Annotated in this window: 19 protein-coding genes; 10 read left to right on the forward strand and 9 right to left on the reverse strand. The window is 67.1% G+C overall.

Annotation, left to right across the window (positions count from 1 at the left end; genetic code table 11):
• Positions 1–83: 83 nt before the first annotated feature.
• The 3 genes from LB310_RS06615 to LB310_RS06625 all read right to left on the reverse strand — a co-directional run bounded on the left by LB310_RS06615 (position 84) and on the right by LB310_RS06625 (position 3,375).
• Complete coding sequence (locus tag LB310_RS06615; RefSeq protein WP_123673774.1) at positions 84–1,370, reverse strand: MFS transporter; 1,287 nt, start codon at positions 1,368–1,370, stop codon at positions 84–86.
• Positions 1,371–1,859: 489 nt separating this feature from the next.
• A complete protein-coding gene (locus LB310_RS06620; protein WP_096227230.1) occupies positions 1,860–2,699 on the reverse strand; it encodes a MerR family transcriptional regulator in 840 nt (279 codons plus the stop codon).
• A gap of 16 nt (positions 2,700–2,715) precedes the next feature.
• Complete coding sequence (locus LB310_RS06625) at positions 2,716–3,375, reverse strand: GNAT family N-acetyltransferase (RefSeq protein WP_096227229.1); 660 nt, start codon at positions 3,373–3,375, stop codon at positions 2,716–2,718.
• A 324-nt stretch (positions 3,376–3,699) separates the two neighbouring features.
• Between LB310_RS06625 and ptcA the strand changes: the two genes are divergently transcribed.
• The 3 genes from ptcA (at position 3,700) to aguA (ending at position 7,682) form a co-directional block, all read left to right on the forward strand.
• The gene (gene ptcA / locus LB310_RS06630; RefSeq protein ID WP_096227228.1) at positions 3,700–4,731 is read left to right on the forward strand and encodes a putrescine carbamoyltransferase; all 1,032 of its coding nucleotides are present in this window, start codon (positions 3,700–3,702) and stop codon (positions 4,729–4,731) included.
• Between the two features lie 171 nt (positions 4,732–4,902).
• Entirely contained in the window at positions 4,903–6,405 is a 1,503-nt protein-coding gene (locus LB310_RS06635; RefSeq protein WP_096227227.1) for an APC family permease, read from the forward strand.
• Positions 6,406–6,566: 161 nt separating this feature from the next.
• Complete coding sequence (gene aguA, locus LB310_RS06640) at positions 6,567–7,682, forward strand: agmatine deiminase (protein ID WP_123673772.1); 1,116 nt, start codon at positions 6,567–6,569, stop codon at positions 7,680–7,682.
• A 61-nt stretch (positions 7,683–7,743) separates the two neighbouring features.
• Here aguA and LB310_RS06645 read toward each other — a convergent pair whose 3' ends face one another.
• Positions 7,744–8,619 (reverse strand): C39 family peptidase, encoded by an 876-nt coding sequence (locus LB310_RS06645; protein WP_096227225.1) that lies wholly within the window; start codon positions 8,617–8,619, stop codon positions 7,744–7,746.
• A gap of 490 nt (positions 8,620–9,109) precedes the next feature.
• On the opposite strand from LB310_RS06645, the gene LB310_RS06650 reads away from it, so the two are divergent.
• Positions 9,110–9,919, forward strand: a complete 810-nt coding sequence (locus LB310_RS06650) for a MerR family transcriptional regulator (protein WP_096227224.1) — start codon at positions 9,110–9,112, stop codon at positions 9,917–9,919.
• A 45-nt stretch (positions 9,920–9,964) separates the two neighbouring features.
• Here the strand turns inward: LB310_RS06650 and LB310_RS06655 are convergent, their stop codons facing one another.
• The 5 genes from LB310_RS06655 to LB310_RS06675 form a co-directional block, all read right to left on the reverse strand.
• Complete coding sequence (locus LB310_RS06655; RefSeq protein WP_087191399.1) at positions 9,965–10,285, reverse strand: type II toxin-antitoxin system RelE/ParE family toxin; 321 nt, start codon at positions 10,283–10,285, stop codon at positions 9,965–9,967.
• Positions 10,272–10,580: a type II toxin-antitoxin system Phd/YefM family antitoxin gene (locus LB310_RS06660; protein ID WP_123673770.1), complete on the reverse strand. Its 309-nt coding sequence runs from the start codon at positions 10,578–10,580 to the stop codon at positions 10,272–10,274. Before LB310_RS06660 ends, LB310_RS06655 begins: the two co-directional genes overlap by 14 nt.
• Before the next feature lie 267 nt (positions 10,581–10,847).
• Positions 10,848–12,260, reverse strand: a complete 1,413-nt coding sequence (locus tag LB310_RS06665) for an aldehyde dehydrogenase (protein WP_123673768.1) — start codon at positions 12,258–12,260, stop codon at positions 10,848–10,850.
• Positions 12,261–12,376: 116 nt separating this feature from the next.
• A complete protein-coding gene (locus LB310_RS06670) occupies positions 12,377–13,564 on the reverse strand; it encodes an iron-containing alcohol dehydrogenase (RefSeq protein WP_123673766.1) in 1,188 nt (395 codons plus the stop codon).
• Between the two features lie 159 nt (positions 13,565–13,723).
• A complete protein-coding gene (locus tag LB310_RS06675; RefSeq protein WP_087191430.1) occupies positions 13,724–14,242 on the reverse strand; it encodes a D-alanyl-D-alanine carboxypeptidase in 519 nt (172 codons plus the stop codon).
• Positions 14,243–14,498: 256 nt separating this feature from the next.
• Between LB310_RS06675 and LB310_RS06680 the strand changes: the two genes are divergently transcribed.
• The 6 genes from LB310_RS06680 (at position 14,499) to dxr (ending at position 20,726) form a co-directional block, all read left to right on the forward strand.
• Complete coding sequence (locus LB310_RS06680; RefSeq protein ID WP_123673764.1) at positions 14,499–15,944, forward strand: trypsin-like peptidase domain-containing protein; 1,446 nt, start codon at positions 14,499–14,501, stop codon at positions 15,942–15,944.
• Between the two features lie 142 nt (positions 15,945–16,086).
• A complete protein-coding gene (gene pyrH, locus LB310_RS06685; RefSeq protein ID WP_154270384.1) occupies positions 16,087–16,866 on the forward strand; it encodes a UMP kinase in 780 nt (259 codons plus the stop codon).
• 75 nt (positions 16,867–16,941) lie between these two features.
• A complete protein-coding gene (frr, locus tag LB310_RS06690) occupies positions 16,942–17,499 on the forward strand; it encodes a ribosome recycling factor (protein WP_123673762.1) in 558 nt (185 codons plus the stop codon).
• A 220-nt stretch (positions 17,500–17,719) separates the two neighbouring features.
• Complete coding sequence (locus LB310_RS06695) at positions 17,720–18,499, forward strand: isoprenyl transferase (RefSeq protein WP_096227219.1); 780 nt, start codon at positions 17,720–17,722, stop codon at positions 18,497–18,499.
• Position 18,500: 1 nt separating this feature from the next.
• Positions 18,501–19,421 carry a phosphatidate cytidylyltransferase gene (locus tag LB310_RS06700; RefSeq protein ID WP_087191405.1) on the forward strand — a complete coding sequence of 307 codons (921 nt, stop codon included), beginning with the start codon at positions 18,501–18,503 and terminating at the stop codon, positions 19,419–19,421.
• Positions 19,422–19,445: 24 nt separating this feature from the next.
• Positions 19,446–20,726 carry a 1-deoxy-D-xylulose-5-phosphate reductoisomerase gene (gene dxr / locus LB310_RS06705; protein WP_123673760.1) on the forward strand — a complete coding sequence of 427 codons (1,281 nt, stop codon included), beginning with the start codon at positions 19,446–19,448 and terminating at the stop codon, positions 20,724–20,726.
• The last annotated feature ends 4 nt before the right edge of the window (positions 20,727–20,730 follow it).

The raw sequence follows: 20,730 nt of genomic DNA on the forward strand, positions 1-20,730 counted from the left end.
CCAGCCGGTCCGTTCCGGACGTCGGCTGGGCGTTGCGAAGGCGCGACGCGCGCGCCACCGCCGCGAAATGCTCGGTGCGCGGGTCAGGCTTGCGCGCCGGGCGCCTCTGCCTCGGCTGCGGAAGGGGACGCCTCGTCGAGGTGCCGCATGCCCTTCGCGCCCACGGCGAGCACGGTGATGGCAATCCAGCACGCCACCAGGCCGTAAGCGGCCGGCGCCTCGCCGAAGGCCGTCACAGCTGCCGAGGTGGCGAACACGGCCATGGGCGCCGCCACCACCACGAGCGAGTTCTGCGTGCCGAGCGCGCTGCCGCGGTCCTGCTCGGGGATGCGGTCGAGCATGAAGAACCCGAGGAGCGCCGAGGCGGGCCCGGCGCTCACGCCCAGGAGCACCGCGCCGAGCAGCATGACGGGGAAGTCGGGCAGCGTGCCGAGCACCGCCACGCCGGCCGCCATGCCGGCGAGCGAGAGCAGGTACCACGTGCGGCGCGCGAGGCGCGGGGCGAGGGCGGCGTAGCCGAGCGAGCTGGCCAAGAGGCCCAGCGACATGGCCGACAGCACGTAGCCCAGAAGCTCCGGCCGGCCGAGCTCGGTGAAGTGCACCGGCAGCACGAGCCCCTGGAACGATCCCATCACCATGATGATGCCGAAGGAGAGCAGCGTGGAGGCCGTGAGCACGCCGTCGGTGCGGAAGAGCACGCGCGCGCCGGTGCGCAGGGCGTCGAGCGCGGACGCCACGGCGCTGCGGCCCTCCGACGCACCTCCGTCCCGGCGCAGGCCCTCCACGCCCACCGAGCGCGGCACCGTGCAGGTGACGACGGCGGCTGCGAACGACAGCGCGGCCGTGAACCACAGCGACGTCACGCCGCCCACCGTGCCGATGAGGAACGCCGCGACGGCCGGCCCCACGATGGTGGTGAGCGAGTCGAGCGACTGGGTGAGTCCCATGAAACGCTGCAGGTCGGCCTTGTCGCGGGCCACCACGGCGGGCAGCAGGGCGTCGCGCGCCGTCATGCCGGGGATGTCGCCGATGGCTCCCAGCAGGCCGAGCGCCACGAACCAGCCGAAGTTGAGGCCCCACAGCATATCGACCACGGGGATGAGCGCGACGCTCGCCGCAGAGACGAGGTCGGACAGGATGGAGATGTCGCGACGGTTGAAGCGATCGAGGGCCGCGCCGCCCACGATACCGATGACCATCTGCGGCACGGCGCAGATGAGCGCGAGCGTGCCGGCGGCCAGCGCGTCGCCGGTGGTGGCCAGCAGGATGAGCGGCAGCGCCACCGCGGCGATGGAGTTGCCGAGGAGCGAGAGCGCGTTCGATGCCAAAAAGCGCGGCGCGATGCGGGTCGGGTGCGGGTTCGTGTGCATGGGAGGTTCCTTTCCGTTTCCGTCAGAAAGGAAGTAAAAACTACGACGTTGCGTCGGGGTCAAGCGAGCTGTGGTGGAATTATGAGGGAGGTCCGCGCTTGCGAGCGAACGAAGACTCGCCTACGGGGAACACCTTGAGGCTGTCGTTAGCGAATCGAAAGATCCCGTGCGGCTTCGCCATCTTCGCCCGTGGGATGACGCCCGCTCCCCCGATGACGATCGCCGAGGACGGCCCTTCGTCGAAAGCCCCTCTCCGAGTCACAGTAATCACCGCTGTGAAGCGTTTTGGCGGGTTTCAGTGCTCCCGCGCGTGCACTCGCGGCTTTCGCAAGAGCGTTTCCCCTGGTCGGGAAAGGCAAGGATGGGCAAACGCTCCTTGCGAGCTTCACCGCGGTGATTTCTGTGCATCCGAGACCCCGAAAACGCGAAGAACCGCGTCCGGCCGGAGTCCAATTGTGGGTAGGCGCCCTTTGCCGTTAAAGCGACCCTTTACAGTAAAGGGTCGCTTTTCAGCACGTGGGACCGTTGGCCTTCTTTGCGGGCGAGGATGCGGGATTTCATCTCCTCTTCCAGGCGATCTTCCGCATAGAGTTGAGCGGGGTTCAGACCCTTGCGCATAAGCTCGTCGACGAAGCGTTCCAGCTCGATGTCTTCCGGATTGGTCACGTCTTCCCAGTTGGCGGAATCGAGGCAGTCGATGAACGGGCCGATCATATCCAGCGCTTCCTCGACGAGCTGGTCGAGCTCCTCGCGTGGCGTATCGGCGGGCAGCTTGTCGAACCGATCGCTCATCGCCTTCATCTCCCCGAACAAGCCGAGTTGGTGGATTTTCTCCATCACGCGCTCGAGCTCGGCGGTGTCGGACTCGGTGTAGAGATGCCCCGTGATGAGCAGGGCTTCGCGCTCGCCGCTGGTGATGGCTCCCTCTTTGTAGTCGATGAGCGTCCGCACCGCTTGCGCGAACCGCACCGGTAGGTCGGGGTCGAGCCGCTCGGCCTTCAGCAGCGCGATCGTGCGGCGCTGCTCCTCTAGGCGCTCGATCTGGGCGGCCAGCTCGCGGTCGAGCTCGTCGAGGGCGTCGTCGGCACCCGCGCCGGCCGCGTGGGCGGGGCTCGCGTCCATCTGCTCGAGCACCTCGCCGATGCGGTCGAGCGAGAACCCGAGCGACGCGAGCCGTTTCACGCGCAGCACGCGCGCGAGGTCCTCCGCGCCGTAGTCGCGGTAGCCGTTCTGACCGCGCGGCGGCTCGGGCAGAAGGCCGATGGCGTGGTAGTGGCGCAGCGTGCGCACCGTGCAACCGGCCAGCTTCGCAATCTCGCTCGACTTCACAGGACGCCCCCCCCGGCTATGGGCGCGGCGCGCGCACCATGCAGCGCTCCACCAGGTCGAATCCCGGCGCGCCTCGGCGCTCGACCGTCTCGAAGCCGAAGTGGCCGTAGATCTGCTCGAGGCGGTCGGTGTAGCAATCGAGGTAGCAGCGCAAGCCGCGCCGATCGGCCTCGTCCAGAAACGGCGTGAACAGGCGGCGGAACGCGCCCGTGCCGCGGCGGGCAGGATCGACGCCGGCCGAGATGAAGTAGATGAAATCCTCGTCGGCCCGTGCGCGCTCGAGCGGCCAGCTGGTGGAGGAGGCGAGGTCCATCGCTTCGGCGCGCGGCCCGAGGACCGCACCTTCCTCAGGCGTGAGCGTGGCGGCCATGAGCAGCGCCGACTTCCCCTCCAGCCGCTCCCAGCCGCCTTCGGGAAGCTCGCTGCGCAGGTAGACGTTCGCGGCCCCTGCATGGTCGGGCAGCGCATAGACGCACTGGTACGGCGCGGTGACGGCATAGTCCGACCGGATGGCGGCTTGCGTGACGGCCAGCTTGCGCTCATCGCTCATGCCGGGCACGTCGAGCCAGGTGACGTACCACATCTCCTCGAGGAAGCACGTGCCCACCATCTGGGCGAGGGCGTCAAGCTCGTCGGTTTGCTCGGGGCGCAGGGTGTCGAGTCCGGGCAGGTTCATGATCGATCCTTTGTCGCGATTCGGTTTCGGTTCGCCCTCGATTCTCGCATGACTTCCCGTCCCTGTCGAGCCGCGCTGCACAGCGCCTCCATACCGACACCCATGGCGCGGCCGTGCTGCAATCCGGCAGCACCGCTTCTTTTGTCGGACCGACCGCCCATCCGACGTCGCGCTTTGCGCGCGTTCCCGCCTGCGCAACGGTTGGTTGATTGCGCGGCAACGGCGGTGTTGCAAACGGGGCTGGCTCCCCGGGAGGCGGTGCGCCGTCCGGCAGAATCGTTCCCGTTCTCTCTAGACCATTCGGCTTGAAGGAGGCCCGTCGCTATGACTGCCAAAGATTTTCTCGACACCAACGATTTCACCAAGGACCAGCTGCTCGACATGATAGAGCTTTCCCGCGTGCTCAAGCGCTGCGTGAAGGCCGGCTACTTTCCCGAACTGTTGAGGCACAAGGCGCTCGGCATGATCTTCCAGCAGGTGTCAACCCGCACGCGCCTGTCGTTCGAGGGCGCCATGGCCGACCTCGGCGGCGATGCGCAGTTCTACGCGCCCGGCACCATCCAGCTGGGCGGCCACGAGACCATCGAGGACTCCGCGCGCGTGATGGGGCGCCTCCTCGACGTCATCATGGCGCGTGTCGACCGTCACGAGGACCTCGTCGAGCTGGCGAAGTACTCGCAGGTGCCTGTGATCAACGGCATGTCCGACTACAACCACCCCACACAGGAGATGGGCGACCTCCTCACCATGATCGAGCACTTGCCCGAGGGCAAGCGCATCGAGAACTGCAAGATGGTGTTCGTGGGCGACGCCACCCAGGTGTGCGTGTCCGAGATGTTCATCTGCTCGAAGATGGGCATGGACTTCGTGCAGTACGGCCCCGAGGGGCACCAGATCCGCGAGGACCTGCTTGAGATCGGCCGCAAGAACTGCGAGGAGTCCGGCGGCAGCGTCACCGTCACCGACAACCGCGAGGAGGCCATGAAGGACGCCGACTTCGTGTACACCGACGTGTGGTACGGCCTGTACGACAAGGAGCTGTCGAAGGACGAGCGCATGGCCATCTTCTACCCGACGTACCAGGTGACCGAAGAGCTCATGGCGATGGCCGCCCCGGACGCCAAGTTCATGCACTGCCTGCCCGCCTCGCGCGGCGAGGAGGTCACCGACGAGGTCATCGACGGTGCGCAGTCCATCTGCTGGGACGAGGCCGAGAACCGCAAGCACTCCATCCGCGGCCTGCTGGCGTGGTTCTGCCCGCAGGCGAAGGTCGACGAACCCGAGGCCGATGACGCTCGCGAGCAGCTGAACTACCTGCTGGAGGGCCTTGGGAAGCAAGGGGTTCCGACGGCCTGACGGCCCTCGGAACGAGTCGATGCTGCGGGCAGCCGCGGCGCCCGATCCTCGCGCGATGACGCGGGCTCGCGTACCGAAGCACGCGCCGCCCGCGCCATTCCACGAATCTGAAGCATCGCGGCTGCCCTCGCTGACTGACTACGCAAACCTGTGCGTGAAAGAAGGAAACCTATGGCAAAGAACAAGAAATTCCGCCTTATCGACGCGATCCTGTCGGTCATCACGGTCGTGTTCGTGGCGGAGGCGGCGGCGCCGGCCGCCGCTATCGGCAACTCGCAGTTCTTCTGGTGGATATTCCTCATTGTCGCATTCCTGCTGCCGTACGGCCTGGTGGTGAGCGAGCTCGGCACCACCTACGACGACGAGGGCGGTCTGTACGACTGGGTGCGCCGTGCGTTCGGCGACAAATGGGGCAGCCGCGTGAGCTGGTACTACTGGATCAACTTCCCGCTGTGGATGGCCTCGCTCGCGTTCCTCTTCCCCGAGACCATCGCCATGATCACGGGCATGGAGATAGGGCTGGTGCCGTCGCTCGTCATAGAGCTGGCGTTCATCTGGATCGTCGTGTTCCTCAGCTTCTCGAAGGTGTCGGACTCGGCGTGGATCCTCAACCTGGCGGCCGTGCTCAAGGTGGGCATCGCCGTGGTGGTGGGCGGCTTGGGCATCTGGTACGCCGTGAACTACGGCTTCGCGAACGACATGGCGCCGGCCACGTTCCTGCCGTCGCTCGACTCGAACAGCCTCACGTACCTGTCCATCATCCTGTTCAACTTCATGGGCTTCGAGGTCATAACCACCTACGTGGGCTCCATGGAGAACCCCAGCAAGCAGATTCCGAAGGCCATCATCGCCGGCGGCATTGCCATCGCGGCGCTGTACCTGTTCAGCTCGTTCGGCATCGCGGCGGCCATCCCGGCGCTCGACATCTCGCTCGACTCCGGCATCATGGACGCGGTGGGCATCATGGCCGGCGTGGGCAGCGTGCTGTTCGTCGTGGTGGGCATCGTGTTCCTCATCACGCTGTTCGGCAACATGGTCAGCTGGTCGTTCGGCGTGAACTTCGTGGCCGAGCACGCCGCACGCAAGCAGAACATGCCGCATGTGTTCGCGCACGAGAGCAAGAAGAACCAGATGCCCACCGGCGCGGCCATCGTCAACGGCATCGTGGCCAGCGTGCTCGTGCTGCTGTCGCCCGTGATGGAGCTGGCCGGCTTCGACGGCTTCTTCTGGATCTTCTTCTCCATGAACATCGTGTTCCTGCTGATCAGCTACATTCCCATGTTCCCGGCGTTTTTGAAGCTGCGCTCGGTCGATCCGGCCGCGAACCGCGTGTTCAAGGTGCCGGGCGGGCGCGGCGTGCTGCTGGTGGTAACGTGGCTGCCCGTGGTGCTGCTCGTGCTGTCCATCATCGCCACCATCGTGCCGCTGAACGGCTCCGAGGCCGAGATGTCGAAGATACCCATGCTCATCGGCGTGATAGCGTTCGTCATCCTCGGCGAGATCGTGCGCGTGTGGTCGGCCCGCGGGCGCGACGACCACTACGGCGGCATGGGCACGCACGGCGATCCGTTCGCCTACGACGTGGCGCACGGCTTCGAGGAGGAGCCCCCCTCCGAGGAGGTCGCCATGGAGGAGGACATGCTCATCGGCCGCGAGCCGCGCGATCTGGTGTAGCGCGCCGGCCTTGCGGGGCGCTCCGCCGCGCAGGCGCACGCCACTCGCGCGGGCGCCCTGCCTCGGCGAGGGACGCGGCTCCCAAGGCGCGGCTCTCGCCTGGGTGTGGCGCCCCGCCCCGCACCTGCTATGTTGTAACGACGTTCGAAAGGACCTGACCTATGGAAACCATTTACGAAGAGCAGTCCACCCCGAGGCAGGACGGCTACCGCATGCCCGGCGAGTTCGAGCCGCAGGAGCGCATCTGGATGCTCTGGCCGCACCGTCCCGACAACTGGCGCGACGGCGCAAAGCCCGCGCAGAAGGCGTTCGCCGAGGTGGCGCGCGCCATCGCCCGCTTCGAGCCCGTGATCATCGGTGCGAAGCCCGAGGACTACGAGGCCGCCCGCTTCGAGATGTCCGAGGATGACAACGTCATGGTCATCGAGATGACCTCGGACGACTCGTGGATCCGCGACTGCGGCCCCACGTTCGTGAAAAACGACGACGGCGACGTGCGCGCGGTGCACTGGCACTTCAATGCCTGGGGCGGCCTGTACGACGGCCTTTACTTCCCCTGGGACCAGGACGCGCTGGTGGGCGTGAAGGTGGCCGACCTCGCGCGCGCCGTGCGCTACCGCCCCGACACGTTCGTGCTGGAGGGCGGCTCCATCCACGTGGACGGCGAGGGCACCGTCATCACCACCGAGATGTGCCTGCTGTCGCCGGGCCGCAACCCGGAGCTCTCGAAGGAGGACATCGAGGGCTATCTGCGCGAGTACCTGAACGTGGAGAAGATCATCTGGATCAAGGACGGCATCGACCCCGACGAGACGAACGGCCACATCGACGACGTGGCGTGCTTCGTCCGCCCCGGCGAGGTGGCCTGCATCTGGACCGACGACGAGGACAACCCGTTCTACGAGGCCGCCCATGCCGCCTACGACACGCTGTCGCAGGCCACCGACGCGAAGGGCCGCCAGCTGAAGGTGCACAAGCTCACCATGCCGAAGGTTCCCACCTATATGTCGCAGGAGGAGGTGGACGCCATCGACGTGGTGGAGGGCACGCTGCCGCGCACGACCGACGATTACGCCATCGCCTCGTACATGAACTTCCTCATCGTGAACGGCGCCATCATCTTCCCGCAGTACGGCGACGAGTACGATGAGTTGGCCCGCGAGCAGGTGCAGGCCATGTTCCCCGACCGCGAGATCGTGGGGGTGCCCACCCGCGAGATAGCCTACGGCGGCGGCAACATCCACTGCATCACCCAGCAGGAGCCCGCCCGCAGGTAGGTTCCGCAGCTAGAAGCGCCCGGCCGACCCCGTCTGACTCGTACAGGCGGGGTCGGCGCCTTTACCGCAGCACCACGGCCTGCGCGCCCAGGGCGTAGTAGCGGGCGGCGAACGTGGCCAGGGGATAGGAAACCTGGCCGGCCAGGGAGTCGCTGACCAGCACGGTGCCGGCGTCCAGGTCGTAGCCGCGCACCACCACGCAATGGCTGTTCGTGACAAGGCGGTACGTGCGGCCTTCTTCCTGCGCGGTGCGGTAGCACGCGCCGGGCTCGTCCAGGCCAATGGTGCACCATACGACGACGGGGTTGCCGGCGGCCGCCTGGGCGAGCACGTCGCGGAAGGCCGCACCTGTCAGGTCGGTTGCCTCGAGGCTGGACCCGTGGGCGGCCAGGTAGGCCGACGCCGCGTCCGCGATGGCGGGGGCCATGCAGGAGTGCCCGTTGGGGGAGGAGGGATCGCCCATGAAGGCGTGCACGAAGTCGTCGGCGCTCGTGGGCAGCCACTCCTGGGCCATCTCGGTCTTCTGAAGGACGAAGCCGCAGGCCAGAAGCGCGTTCGTGAGCGCTACCGACTCGCAGCCGGTGGGGAGCTCGGGGTACTGCTGCAGGGCCGGCACGTCAAGGGACGCGCTGCGCGGGAGCTCGGCGGCGGCCTGCAGCTGGGCGGCTTCGGCGGCGGCCCGCGCCTCGAGGTCCACGTCGGCCGCCGCCGAAGGCGAGGTCGTGAGCGGCAGGGCGAGCGCAAGGGCCAGCACGAGAGCCGCAGCGCCGAAGCAGGCGAGGGCCGCCTTGCAACGTGCCAGGACGCTTCCCGCCCGCGCCACGCGGCTCTGCGCGAACAGCGGCCGGGAACGGCGGGCGCCTTCGACGCAGGGGCGGCGCCGGTACGGCGTGGTGCCGGGGAAGGTATTCTGGCGACGGGTCGGTCGGTACGGCATAGGTGCCCCTTCGAGCGGTTTCCTTTGGTGCCGAGGTTAGCGCCCGAACTTGAAAGCAAGCTGAAAGAACGGGCGAACCTGCATGCGCACCATCACGGCTCCTCGGTTACCGAGCCGTTACCAAGAACACGCGCGAGGAAGCCGAACTGTTTCGCCGGCCGCGGAATCTCCTCAATTTCGTGGATCAGGCGCGGGCGCGCCCCGAGGAGCGGCCCGAGCCGCCCTGCATGTGCGCCCTAGGTGCAGCCCGCCCTGCGCACGCGCTTTGGGCAGCCCGCGCTATCTTGCACTCCCCCCGGCGTCGTTTCTCTGCTTGCCGCATAACCTCCAGATTTTCGATAGGCCCGCGCAAGAAGGGAGGTGCGTTTGCTACCCTTGCGTTGTCGCATCGGGACTGCTGCTTCGCATCCTGTGCGAGATTTTTTGAAAACACCCCTTGACCCTCCCCGTGCAGGAGGCTGTTGAATGCGATGAGAAGGAGGTGAGAACCATGTTCTACATCGGAGAGTTCTCGAAGATGGGAAAGACCACCATCAAGACGCTGCACCACTACGACCGCATCGGGCTTCTGCGCCCGGCCGCCGTGGACGGCGCGACGGGCTACCGCCTGTACACCACGTCCCAGCTCGTCGACCTGCACCGCATCCAGGCGCTGCGGCAGGCGGGCCTGTCGGTGGACGAGGTAGCCGCCATCGAGGGCGGTGCCGACCCGCGTCCCATCCTCGCACGACGCCGTGAGCTCGTCGAGCGGGAACTCGCCGCGCGCCAGGAACGCCTCGCGCGTATCGCATTCATGCTCTCAGACGAAGGAAAGGGGTTTTCCATGAACTATCAAGCCACCATCAAGGACCTGCCCAGCTGCATCGTGTTCTCCAAGACCATGACCGTGCCCGACTTCTCCGCGTACTTCGAGGTGATCCCCGCTCTCGGCCGCGCCGTGAAGGAGGCCAACCCGAACCTCAAGTGCGCCACGCCCGAGTACTGCTTCATCACGTACCTCGACGGCGAGTACAAGGAGCGCGACATCACCATCAAGTACAGCGAGGCCGTGGAGGAGTACGGCGTGGAGTCGGACGGCATCGTGTTCGAGGAGGCGCCGGCGGTCACCGTTGCGTCCGTGATGCACCGCGGTTCCTACGCCGACCTGCCGCGCGCCTACGCGTTCGCCATGGACTGGATCGAGCAGAACGGCTACCGCGCGTCCGGCCTCGCCCGCGAGAGCTACATCGACGGCATATGGAACTGCGCCGACGAGTCCCAGTGGCTCACCGAGATCCAGGTTCCCATCGAGAAGAGGTAGCGTGTGGCCGGGGCGCGGAACGGCCGCCGCGCCCCGGCTTGCGCTCTAGTCGTCGAGCAGCTCGAACCCGTAGCAGTCGGTGTCCTGCGTCGTGTGGAAGATGCGGCGCACAGTGAGCGTGTCGTCCGTGCACGTGTAGTACACCCAGTAGCGCTTCACGAGCTTGCGCCGGTAGGCCGGATGCTCGAGGTCCTCGTCGAAGAACGGCTGGCCGAGCTCCGGCATCTCGGCCGCGCGCTCGATGGAGGCGAAGATCGCGTTGGCGGTGTCGCGCGCAGCTTGCGGCGACTTCAACGTGAGCGCGATGTAAGCGAGAATGCCGTCGAGGTCGGCGCTTGCGCGCGGCCTGAACTCAATCTCGCGCATGAAGTTGCTCCGCCGATTCGATGAGCTTGTCGATGCGCGTCTTCACTTCGTCGAAGGGAATGGCGGCCGGCCGATATTTCTCCTCGATCTCCGCTTCGCGTAGCTTGCGCACGGCGCGCTCATGGCGCAAGTGCTCGTCGTAGGCCTCGCTGTCGATGACGACGAGCGAGGCCGCGCCGTTTTTAGTCATGATGATGGGCTCGCGCGTCTCGCGCGCCAGACTCTCGATATCGTTCAACCGTGTTCGCAAGTCGCTGATGGGCCGTATCTGAGGCAGTGCAGCCTGCATGCTCATGGACGTCCTCCTTGTTATAAATAAGTAACTTATTTATAACATAATAAAAGACTGCCAGCAAGCACGCATCGTCTTACCGGTGGACCCCCCCACCCGAACAGCCCGCAACCCGCTCCCCAGTGACGCAGAGCACGCAGCTTGACCCCCTGCGAAAGAGCCCACCACCCTGCCGGTCGGCGCCCCGCCCGTGCAGCACGCCGAGCTTTCGCGAAGTGTGCGAGAAGCGCTGCACGGGCGGGGCGCCGACCGGCAGGGTGCGCACGCCCCCTATTTCATCAGCATCTTCAGCAGCTTCATCTTCGTATCGTCAAAAGGCGGGTTGCGGATGGGCATCTCCAGCCACGTGCCCTTCTTGAGCGTGGACTTGTAGTGGGTGAAGCAGTCGAAGCCCACCTTGCCGTGGTAGGCGCCCATGCCGGAGTTGCCCACGCCGCCGAAGCCCATGTGGTTGTTCGCCAGGTGGATCACCACGTCGTTCACCGTGGCGCCGCCGAAGGGCAGGCGCGTGAGCACGCGGTGCTGCACCTGCTTGTCGTCGGAGAACACGTAGCAGGCGAGCGGTTTCTCGAAGGTGCGCACGATGTCGAAGGCCTGGTCGAGCGAGCGGTACGTGAGCACGGGCAGCACTGGCCCGAATATCTCCTCGCCCATGACGGGGTCGTCGAGCGTCACGCCCCGCAGGCACGTGGGCTCGATGCGCAGCGTCTCGGGGTCGCCGTGGCCGCCGAACGCCACCGTCGCGTTCGGATTGCGCCGCTCGATGAGTCCCATAACGCGCTCGAAGTGGCGCTGCGAGATCATGTGCGGCCACTGCTCGCACGCCAGGATGTCCTGCCCGTAGTACTGATGGAAGCACGCGTCGAGCTGCGACACGAAATTGTCCACGACGTTCTCGTGCACGAGGAAGTAGTCGGGCGCCACGCACGTCTGCCCTGAGTTGATGCCCTTGCCCCAGGCCACGCGCTGGGCTGCGCGCTTCACGTTGGCGGTCTCGTCCACGATGCAGGGGCTCTTTCCGCCCAGTTCCAGCACCACGGGCGTGAGGTGCTTCGCCGCCGCCTCCATGATGGTGCGGCCCACGCCCGGGCTGCCGGTGAAGAAGATCTGGTCCCAGCGCACGTCCAGCAGCCAGTCGTTCATGGCGCCGGAACCGGGGAAGCCGCATACGAATTCGGGCGGGAACACGTTCGCCAGGATATCGATCAGAAGCTCGCTCGTGGCCTTCGACGTGCGCGAGGGCTTGAGCGCCACGCAGTTGCCGGCCGCGATGGCGTCCACCATCGGCACGAGCGCCAGCTGCACGGGGTAGTTCCACGGCGAGAGCACCAGCACGACGCCCAGCGGGCTCGGGTACACCTTCGACGTGGAGTGGAAGTGCACGAGCGGCGTGGGCACCCGGCGCGGGCGCGACCACTTGGACAGGTGCCTCACGCACGTGTTGATCTCGTCGTAGACGAGGCCGAGCTCGGTAGCGTAGCCCTCGAACGCGGCTTTTCCCAGATCGGCGTGCAGCGCCTCCAGGATGCGCGCCTCGTTGGCCTTGAGGTAGGCCTTCAGCTTCACGAGTGCCTCGCGGCGGTAGTCAACCTGCAGCGTGGCGCCCGTCTGGAAGAAGGCGCGCATCCGCTGCGCGGCGGCATCCACGTCGGCGAGGCTTGCGAAGGTGGGGAAGTTGGTCATGCTCGTGCCTTTCTCGTTACCTTCGTAGGGCAAGGGCTCTGTCCTTGCCGCTCGACCTGCGATGGCGCCCCCTATTGACTGCAAGGGCAGAGCCCTTGCCCTACGGGGGAACCTGCCTAGTACGTTGCTTCCAGGATCTCGAGGGCGTCGTCCAGCGTGATCTCGACCTCGTTGTACAGGGCGGCGCCGTCGTAGCGGGCCTGCCTCGCCACGGCGGGAAGCTGGTCGTGCGCCACGCCCAGCTCCGACAGCTTGAGCGGCACGCCGTACTGCTCGTGGCAGTGCTCGTTCATGGCGAACAGCGCATCGCAGAAGGCCAGGTCGCGCTCGGCTGGCATCGCCTGCGGCCCCAGCTCGCCCGCGCGCGCGGGCGCCAGGTGGGACAGCAGCTCGCCGTAAAGCCCGGCGTGCACGCCATGGTAGAGGTTGAAGCGCACGCAGTGGGGAAGGAGCATCATCATGGCCTGGCCGTGCGGGATGTGGCAGAGGCCGCCGAGCGAGTGCCCGAGTGCGTGCACGATGCCCACCATGGCGTTGCTGAACGCCGCCCCCGCCATGAGCGACCCCAGCGCGAGGCTCGTGCGCGCATCGACGTTCGCGCCGTCGCGGCAGGCCGTGGGCAGGTTGGCCGCGATGAGCTCGATGGCCTTCACCGCGAACGCGTCGGACACGGGGTTCTTCTGGATGGACGTGTACGCCTCCACGGCGTGCGTGAGCGCGTCCATGCCGGTGGTGGCCGTGAGCTTCGGCGGCAGCGACGCCGTGAGCGCCGGGTCGAGGATGGCCGCGTGCGGCACCAGCTTGTAGGACGTGAACGAGAGCTTCGCATGCTTCTTCGTGTCGGCCACCACGGCCACGAGCGTTACCTCGCTGCCGGTGCCGGCGGTAGTTGGCACGGCGATGAACGGCGGCAGGTCGGCGTGCAGGATCTCCGAGCCCTGCAACATGGCGAAGTCCACGCCCTCGCAGGCGAGCGAGGCGGCCGCGCCCTTCGTGGTGTCGATGACCGAGCCTCCGCCGATGGCCGCGAACCCGTCGCAGCCGCGCTCGGCGTAGAGGCGCGCCACCTCGTTCACCACGTCCATGGACGAGTCGGGCGGCACCTGGTCGAACACCTCGTAGGCTACGCCGGCCGCGTCCAGCACGTCGGTGAGCTTGGCGGCCACGCCCAGCTTCACCAAGCCCGCGTCGGTCATGACCAGCGGATGCACCACGCCGCGGTCGGCCAGCTCATCGGGCAGCTTGTCCAGCGCGTGCGACCCCGCGATGATCTTGGTGGGGCAGCAGAATTCGAATGCTTTCACGGCTTCTCCTTCGCCTTCTCGGGAAAACTTGCCACAGCCTCCGTTCTTGTCCAGCGCCATGAGCAGGTCATATTCTGCATCTACGCAGGTCGAACGCTTGCGAAGGTGCGGCCGAAAACAGAGGCTGTGGCATGTTCCGGGGCACCGTCTCCCTTTCTCCTACGGCGTTGCCGCCGTCGGTCTGCGATACGCGCGCCGCCAGCCGAAGAACATCTTCAGCAGCGCCGTGAACAGATAGGTGAGGGCCACGCCCGTGTCGTTGGGGCCGCGCGTGGAGAACGCGCGCTGCGCGAGGGCGTCCTTCAGCGTCAGGCCGCCCGAAAAGCAGCCGAACGCATAGGCCGGCGAGCGGAAGTCGATGACGTAGTCCACAGCCACGGCGTCCGCATCGGCGCTGGCCAGCCCGCTTCCCGGCTCGACGTCGCGGGCAACGCGCGCGGGCGGAATGCGCTCGAACGAGCCGCGGCCGGTGCGGCGGCATGTGCAGGCCAGGTCGGTGCCGCGCACAGACAGCATGAACGTATAGCCCGGCGCCAGGTAGGCCACCTCGGCGCGGATCTTCGGCGAAACGTGCCGGAGCAGCGTTATCAGGTGCGGCAGCAGGCGCAGCAGCACGCGTACGTACAGCGCTTGGAGGCGTTGGGCGGCGGTTCGCCGCGGAGGCGTTTGGTCGGACATGGGCGCTCCTTGCACATCCTCGATGACAATGCCTCTCATGATAGCACGCCCCTTCTCGCATCTCCTGCGCGGCCCGCCCCGCGGCCTGCGTCAGCCGATGTACGCCCTGTACACCAAACGGTGTAATTCCATGACGCGAAGATGACAATTGCGTTGAAGGAAACCTGATCAGGAACCACGCGTGATATGGTAGGCCCATCACCTACCTAAGCGAAGCGATCATCGACCATAACGATACCCAAGGAGCGTGAACCACATGACCGATATGCACGGCAACACCCCCGCCGGCGGCTCCGTCCCGCCGACTCCGGGCGACGAGCATGCCCAGCATTCCGCCCAAACGGGGCAGCAGCCTTACTACCAGCAAACCTACCAGCCGCAGCACACGCCCGGCCAGGTGACGGTTGAGAAGAAGTCGCACGGCCTGCGCACGTTCCTGCTCGCGTTCGCGGGCGCGGCTCTCGCCTGCGTGATCGGTTTGGGCGGCTTCGGCATCTGGCAGGCCGCTACCGGTGCCGACAAGGGCGGCGGCTCCGACTCCGGCTCGTCCACGCAGCTGGGCTCGCAGAGCTCCGGCAGCATCAACGCCACCGACGCCGAGTCCGACCAGACGCTGGCCGAGGCCGTGGCCCAGAAAGCGCTGCCCTCCGTGGCCGCCATCGACGTGTACGCGAACCAGTCCAACATGGGCGGAATGTACGGCTTCGGCGGCGGTTCCAACTCCGGTTCCGGCAGCACGCTCACGCAGGCCTCGCTCGGCAGCGGCGTCGTGCTCACCGACGACGGCTACATCATCACGAACTACCACGTCATCGCGGGCGGCGACGCCTACAAGGTCACCATCGAGGGCGAGACCTACGACGCCGAGGTCGTGGGCAGCGATCCCAGCTCCGACATCGCGGTCATCAAGGCCAAGGACGCCAGCGGCCTCAAGGCCATCGAGATCGGCAACTCCGACGACCTTATCATCGGCGAGTGGGTCATGACCATCGGCAGCCCGTTCGGCCTCGAGCAGTCGGTGGCCACCGGCATCGTGTCGGCCACGAGCCGCTCGCAGATCATGGACGCCGGCACCGACCAGTACGGCCAGAGCTCCGGCGAGACCACCATCTACCCGAACATGATCCAGACCGACGCGGCCATCAACCCCGGCAACTCCGGCGGCGCGCTCGTCGACGCCGACGGCAAGCTCATCGGCATCAACACGCTGATCACGTCCTACTCGGGCAACTACTCGGGCGTCGGCTTCGCCATCCCGGTGAACTACGCGGTGAACCTGGCGCAGCAGATCATCGACGGCAAGACCCCGACCCATGCGCAGCTCGGCGTGTCGCTGTCCACGGTTAACGCCCAGAACGCCCAGCGCTACGGCCTGTCGGTTGACGAGGGCGCCTACGTGGCCGCCGTCAGCGCGGGCTCCGGCGCTGCCGAGGCCGGCCTGCAGGAGGGCGACATCATCACGAAGTTCGACGGCCAGAAGGTGGAGTCCGCGAGCGACCTCATGCTGGACGTCCGCTCCAAGAACCCCGGCGACAAGGTGAAGCTGGAGGTCAACCGCAACGGCGAGACGAAGGAGGTCGAGGTCACGCTCGGCTCCGACGAGAGCTCGCAGAGCGCTTCCACCCAGCAGAACAACGCTCAGGAATCCCTGCTCGAGCGCCTGCTCGGCGGCGGCAGCGGGTCCAGCGAGAACGCGGCGTAAGGGTTGCGGGCGGATACCCGCCGCCCGTCTGCTCATTGCGTGAACTGCCTGGAAAAGGCCGTGCGAGCTGCGCGGCCTTTTCCATTTTCGGGTAAGATTGATGCAACGTATGCACATATGACGGTCATCGAAGGGGTTGGTCATGGCTGAGGACAGGGCGAAGGCGGAGGAGAACGTCGAGGAGCTTGAGAAGTGGGCGCGCGTGCGCGAGCGCGGGTATGCGTACCCGCGCGTGCTGCTGAAGCTCTCGGGCGAGGCGCTGGCGGGCGACGTGGGATACGGCATCGACCCGAAGGTCGTCGACGCGCTGGCCGACGAGATCGCCGACATCGTCGAGGACGAGGTGGAGGTGGCCGTGGTCGTGGGCGGCGGCAACATCTTCCGCGGCTTGGCGGGAAGCGCCGAGGGCATGGACCGCGCCCAGGCCGACTACATCGGCATGCTGGCCACCGTCATGAACGCATTGGCCCTGCAGGACGCCTTCGAGCGCCACGGGATCTTCTCCCGGGTGCAGAGCGCCATCACCATGCAGGAGGTTTCCGAGCCCTACATCCGCCGCCGCGCCGTGCGCCACCTGGAGAAGGGCCGCGTGGTCATCCTGGCCGCCGGCACGGGCAACCCCTACTTCACCACCGACACCACGGCCGCCCTGCGCGCCTGCGAGCTCAACGTGGACTGCCTCATGAAGGCCACGAAGGTGGACGGCGTCTACGACAGCGACCCGTCCAAAAACCCGGACGCCAAGCGCTTCGACCGCATCAGCTACATGGACGTGCTGTCGAAGGGCCTCAACGTCATGGACTCCACGGCCACCTCGCTGTGCATGGACAACCACATGCCCATGATCGTGTTCGATCTGACGGTCGAGGGCAACATTTCGCGCGCTTTGAAGGGCGAAAACGTTGGAACCACGGTAGAATAGAGATGCATCCGCGCCCCGGCGCGGCGATCGGTGCGCGCCGCCGCACCGCAGGGAGTTGGGTGAAAGGAGCCGATCATGGTTGATGATATTATGTTGCAGGCCGAGGAGCGCATGGAGCGTGCGCTCGCGTCGCTGGGCGAGGCGTTCGGCTCCGTGCGCACGGGGCGGGCGAACGCCCTGCTGCTCGACCGCATCAAGGTGGACTACTACGGCGTGCCCACGCCGGTGAACCAGATGGCCGGCATCAAGACGCCCGACGCGCATATGCTGGTCATCGAGCCGTGGGACAAAGGCGTGCTGGGCGCCATCGAGCATGCCATCATGGAGAGCGACCTGGGCGTCACGCCGTCGAACGACGGCTCGTGCATCCGCCTGCCGTTCCCCTCGCTCACCGAGGAACGCCGCCGCGAGCTGGTGAAGCAGTGCAAGGGCTATGCCGAGGAGGCCCGCGTCGCGGTGCGCAAGGCGCGCCAGGACGCCAACGCCGCCCTCGATCGCTGCGTGAAAGACGACAACCTCCCCGAGGACGACGAGCGCCGCGCCCAGGCCGAGGTGCAGAAGCTCACCGACAAGTACGTGGCCCAGGTGGACGAGGCCTTCAAGAAGAAGGAAGCCGAAGTGATGGAAATCTAGGGGTTCCGCGGGCCTCCGGCCCGCGGAACTGCTCGACGCTGCGAAGCGTCGATGCGCCCGATCTCGCGGCGAAGCCGATGACTCGCGTACCGAAGTACGCTTCGCCATCGCCTTCCCCACGATCTCGAACACCTCGACGCTTCTCGCTGACTTACTACGCCAACCTGTGGGATTTGAATCAACCTGCGCGGTTGGCGTGCGACTTGAAAGCAGTGCTTCCTTGAACAAACCGCTCGACTACATATTCCCGAACCCTCCCGCCGACCTCGATCCGACGCGGCTCGACCCTGCGGCGGTGCCCGAGCACGTGGCCGTCATCATGGATGGCAACGGCCGCTGGGCCAAGGAGCGCGGCAAGAACCGCCTGTTCGGCCACAAGGCCGGCATCGAGGCGGTGCGCGAGACCATCCGCTGCGCGTCGGACGTGGGCGTGCGCTACCTCACCATCTACTCGTTCTCGTCCGAGAACTGGAAGCGGCCGCAGGACGAGGTCATCGGCCTCATGAACCTGTTCGCCACCACGATGCTTGCCGAGGTGGACGGCCTGCACGAGGAGCACGTGCGCGTGATGACCATCGGGCGCACCGACGAGCTGCCGAAGAAGACGCGCGACGCGTTCGCGAAGGCGTGGGAGAAGACGAAGGACAACGACGGCATGACGCTCGTGGTGGCCGTGAACTACGGCGGCCGCGTGGAGATGCTGGACGCCATGCGATCGCTCATGGACGAGGCCCATGCCGCGGCGCGCGCCGGCCGCGCGCCCGAGGAGCTCACCGAGGAGTCGTTCGCCCGGCACTTGTACACGGCGGACATCCCCGACCCCGACCTGCTCATCCGCACGAGCGGCGAGATGCGCGTGTCGAACTTCCTGCTGTGGCAGATCGCCTATTCCGAGTTCGTGTGCACCGACGTGCTGTGGCCCGACTTCGACCGCTACGAGCTCCTGCGGGCGCTCTTGGAGTTCCAGGGGCGCGACCGCCGGTTCGGGGCGGTGAAGTAGGATGGAGCCGCGGCGGGCCGACGAGGCGGTTCCGGAAGAGGACGACCGCACGCGCAAGGAGCGGCTCAAGGACTTCGCACAGGACAAGACGCCGAAGAAGCTGAAGAACCCCACGAACTTCCAGGTGCGTTTCCGCACCGGGTTCGTCTACATCGTCGTGTCCGTGGTGTGCGTGCTGGCCAGCGAGTGGACCACGCTCGCGCTGCTCGTGGCCATGGCCGGCATCACGGCCGGGGAGTTCTACTACATGCTGCGCCAGGACGCGAAGCTGCCGAACGAGATGCTGGGCATCATCGCCGCCATGCTGTATCCCGTGAGCGTGTTCTTCCTCGGGTTGGACGGGGCGCTGTACGTGAGCCTGGCGCTGCTCTTGGCGCTTATCGTGTGGTACGTGTTCTGGATGCGGGCGCGCGTGCCCGACGTGGGCGTGAGCTTCTTCGGCGCCGCGTACTGCGGCATGCTGCTATCGGGCATCATCGTGGTGCGCGAGGCGCTGCCGGCGCCATGGGGCGGCGTGCTGGTGCTGGGCATCCTCTTGAGCGTATGGGCCAACGACTCGTTCGCCTACTTGGTGGGAAGCAAGTTCGGCAAGCACAAGCTGGCCCCGCGCACCTCCCCGAAGAAGAGCTGGGAGGGCTTCTTCGCCGGGCTCGCGGGCTCCGCGGTTTTCTGGTGCCTGATGACGCTCGTGCCCGGTGTGACCATGTCCATCCCGCAGGCCATCCTGTTCGGCTTGGCGAGCGGTCTCATGGGCGTGCTCGGCGATCTGGCCGAGAGCCGCATCAAGCGCAACTCCGGCTTCAAGGACTCCGGCACCATCATGCCGGGGCACGGCGGCCTGCTCGACCGTTGCGACTCGCTGTTCCTGGTGGCCGTGACTTCGGCCATCTTGCTGGTGGCAGGAGGCTGCATACCGTATTAGGCTCCGCTGCTCTAGGAGGCACGTATGAAACGCATCGTCGTACTGGGGTCGACCGGCTCCATCGGCACGCAGACGCTCGACGTGGCGCGCCGCCATGCCGACAAGCTGGAGGTGGTGGCGCTCGCCGCGGGCACGCGCGCGGAGGAGCTGCTGGCGCAGGCACGGGAGTTCGGCGTGCGCCACCTAGCCGTGGGAGACGGGCGCCTGGCAGGCGAGCCGGTGGCCGACGAGCTGGCCGCGCAGGCGCGCGGCGGCGCGCTGCCGGCGGCGGATGCGCCGTCGTCGCTTGCCGAGGCCGTGGCGCGCCGCAGCGCGGGCGGCGAGGGCTCGCTCGGGTTCGGCGCGCAGGCCGTGGCCGACCTCGTGCGGCTGCCGGAGGCCGACATCGTGGTGAACGCGCTCGTGGGCGCGGCCGGGTTGCGTGCCAGCTACGAGACGCTGCGCGCCGGCAAGGTGCTCGCGCTGGCCAACAAGGAGTCGCTCGTGGTGGGCGGCGACCTCATCATGCCGCTGGCCGCGCAGGTGGACGCGCAGCGCCGCGCGGCCGGCACGGCGCCTGCCGCCGGGCCCGCCGGGGCGCTCATGCCCATCGACTCGGAGCACGGCGCCATCTACCAGTGCCTCCTGGGCGAGGATGCGCGCGAGGTCGCCCGCCTGTGGGTGACGGCATCGGGCGGCCCGTTCCGCGGCCGCACGCGGGCGGAGCTTGAGGGCATCACGCCCGACCAGGCGCTCGCGCACCCCACGTGGAACATGGGCGCGAAGATATCCATCGACTCGTCCACGCTCATGAACAAGGGGCTCGAGGTCATCGAGGCGCACCACCTGTTCGCCATGCCCTACGACCGCATCAGCGTGGTGGTGCAGCCGCAGAGCGCCATCCATTCCATGGTGGAGTACTCCGACGGCAGCGTGAAGGCGCACCTCGGCACCACCGACATGCGCATCCCCATCCAGTTCGCGCTGTCGTATCCCGAGCGCTGGGATGCGCCGGTGGAGCCGCTCGACTTCACGAAGCTGGGCTCGCTCGAGTTCGCCGCGCCCGACACCGGCACGTTCCGCTGCCTGGCGCTCGCGCGCGCGGCCGGCGAGCGCGGCGGCACGCTGCCGTGCGCCATGAACGCTGCGAACGAGGTGGCCGTGGCGGCGTTCCTCGCCGAGGAGGGCACGTACCTGGGCATCGCCGCCTGCGTGGAGGCCGTCATGGACGCCCACGATGTGCAGCCCGTGGAGAGCCTGGAGCAGCTGGAGGCCGTGGACGCCTGGGCCCGCACGAAGGCCCGGGAGTGGATCGCGGCGCAGTAAGGGG

Origin of the sequence: Gordonibacter sp. RACS_AR49, from assembly GCF_030418435.1 — a bacterium.
GTDB lineage: Bacteria > Actinomycetota > Coriobacteriia > Coriobacteriales > Eggerthellaceae > Gordonibacter > Gordonibacter urolithinfaciens.

Coding starts and splice junctions, on each gene's coding strand:
- LB310_RS06645 (WP_096227225.1), bottom strand. CDS start 8,619: ATGCCGTACCGACCGACCCGTCGCCAGAATACCTTCCCCGGCACCACG.
- dxr (WP_123673760.1), top strand. CDS start 19,446: ATGAAACGCATCGTCGTACTGGGGTCGACCGGCTCCATCGGCACGCAG.
- ptcA (WP_096227228.1), top strand. CDS start 3,700: ATGACTGCCAAAGATTTTCTCGACACCAACGATTTCACCAAGGACCAG.
- LB310_RS06615 (WP_123673774.1), bottom strand. CDS start 1,370: ATGCACACGAACCCGCACCCGACCCGCATCGCGCCGCGCTTTTTGGCA.
- LB310_RS06675 (WP_087191430.1), bottom strand. CDS start 14,242: ATGTCCGACCAAACGCCTCCGCGGCGAACCGCCGCCCAACGCCTCCAA.
- LB310_RS06650 (WP_096227224.1), top strand. CDS start 9,110: ATGTTCTACATCGGAGAGTTCTCGAAGATGGGAAAGACCACCATCAAG.
- pyrH (WP_154270384.1), top strand. CDS start 16,087: ATGGCTGAGGACAGGGCGAAGGCGGAGGAGAACGTCGAGGAGCTTGAG.
- LB310_RS06665 (WP_123673768.1), bottom strand. CDS start 12,260: ATGACCAACTTCCCCACCTTCGCAAGCCTCGCCGACGTGGATGCCGCC.
- LB310_RS06635 (WP_096227227.1), top strand. CDS start 4,903: ATGGCAAAGAACAAGAAATTCCGCCTTATCGACGCGATCCTGTCGGTC.
- LB310_RS06660 (WP_123673770.1), bottom strand. CDS start 10,580: ATGAGCATGCAGGCTGCACTGCCTCAGATACGGCCCATCAGCGACTTG.
- LB310_RS06700 (WP_087191405.1), top strand. CDS start 18,501: ATGGAGCCGCGGCGGGCCGACGAGGCGGTTCCGGAAGAGGACGACCGC.
- LB310_RS06680 (WP_123673764.1), top strand. CDS start 14,499: ATGACCGATATGCACGGCAACACCCCCGCCGGCGGCTCCGTCCCGCCG.
- frr (WP_123673762.1), top strand. CDS start 16,942: ATGGTTGATGATATTATGTTGCAGGCCGAGGAGCGCATGGAGCGTGCG.
- LB310_RS06625 (WP_096227229.1), bottom strand. CDS start 3,375: ATGAACCTGCCCGGACTCGACACCCTGCGCCCCGAGCAAACCGACGAG.
- aguA (WP_123673772.1), top strand. CDS start 6,567: ATGGAAACCATTTACGAAGAGCAGTCCACCCCGAGGCAGGACGGCTAC.
- LB310_RS06655 (WP_087191399.1), bottom strand. CDS start 10,285: ATGCGCGAGATTGAGTTCAGGCCGCGCGCAAGCGCCGACCTCGACGGC.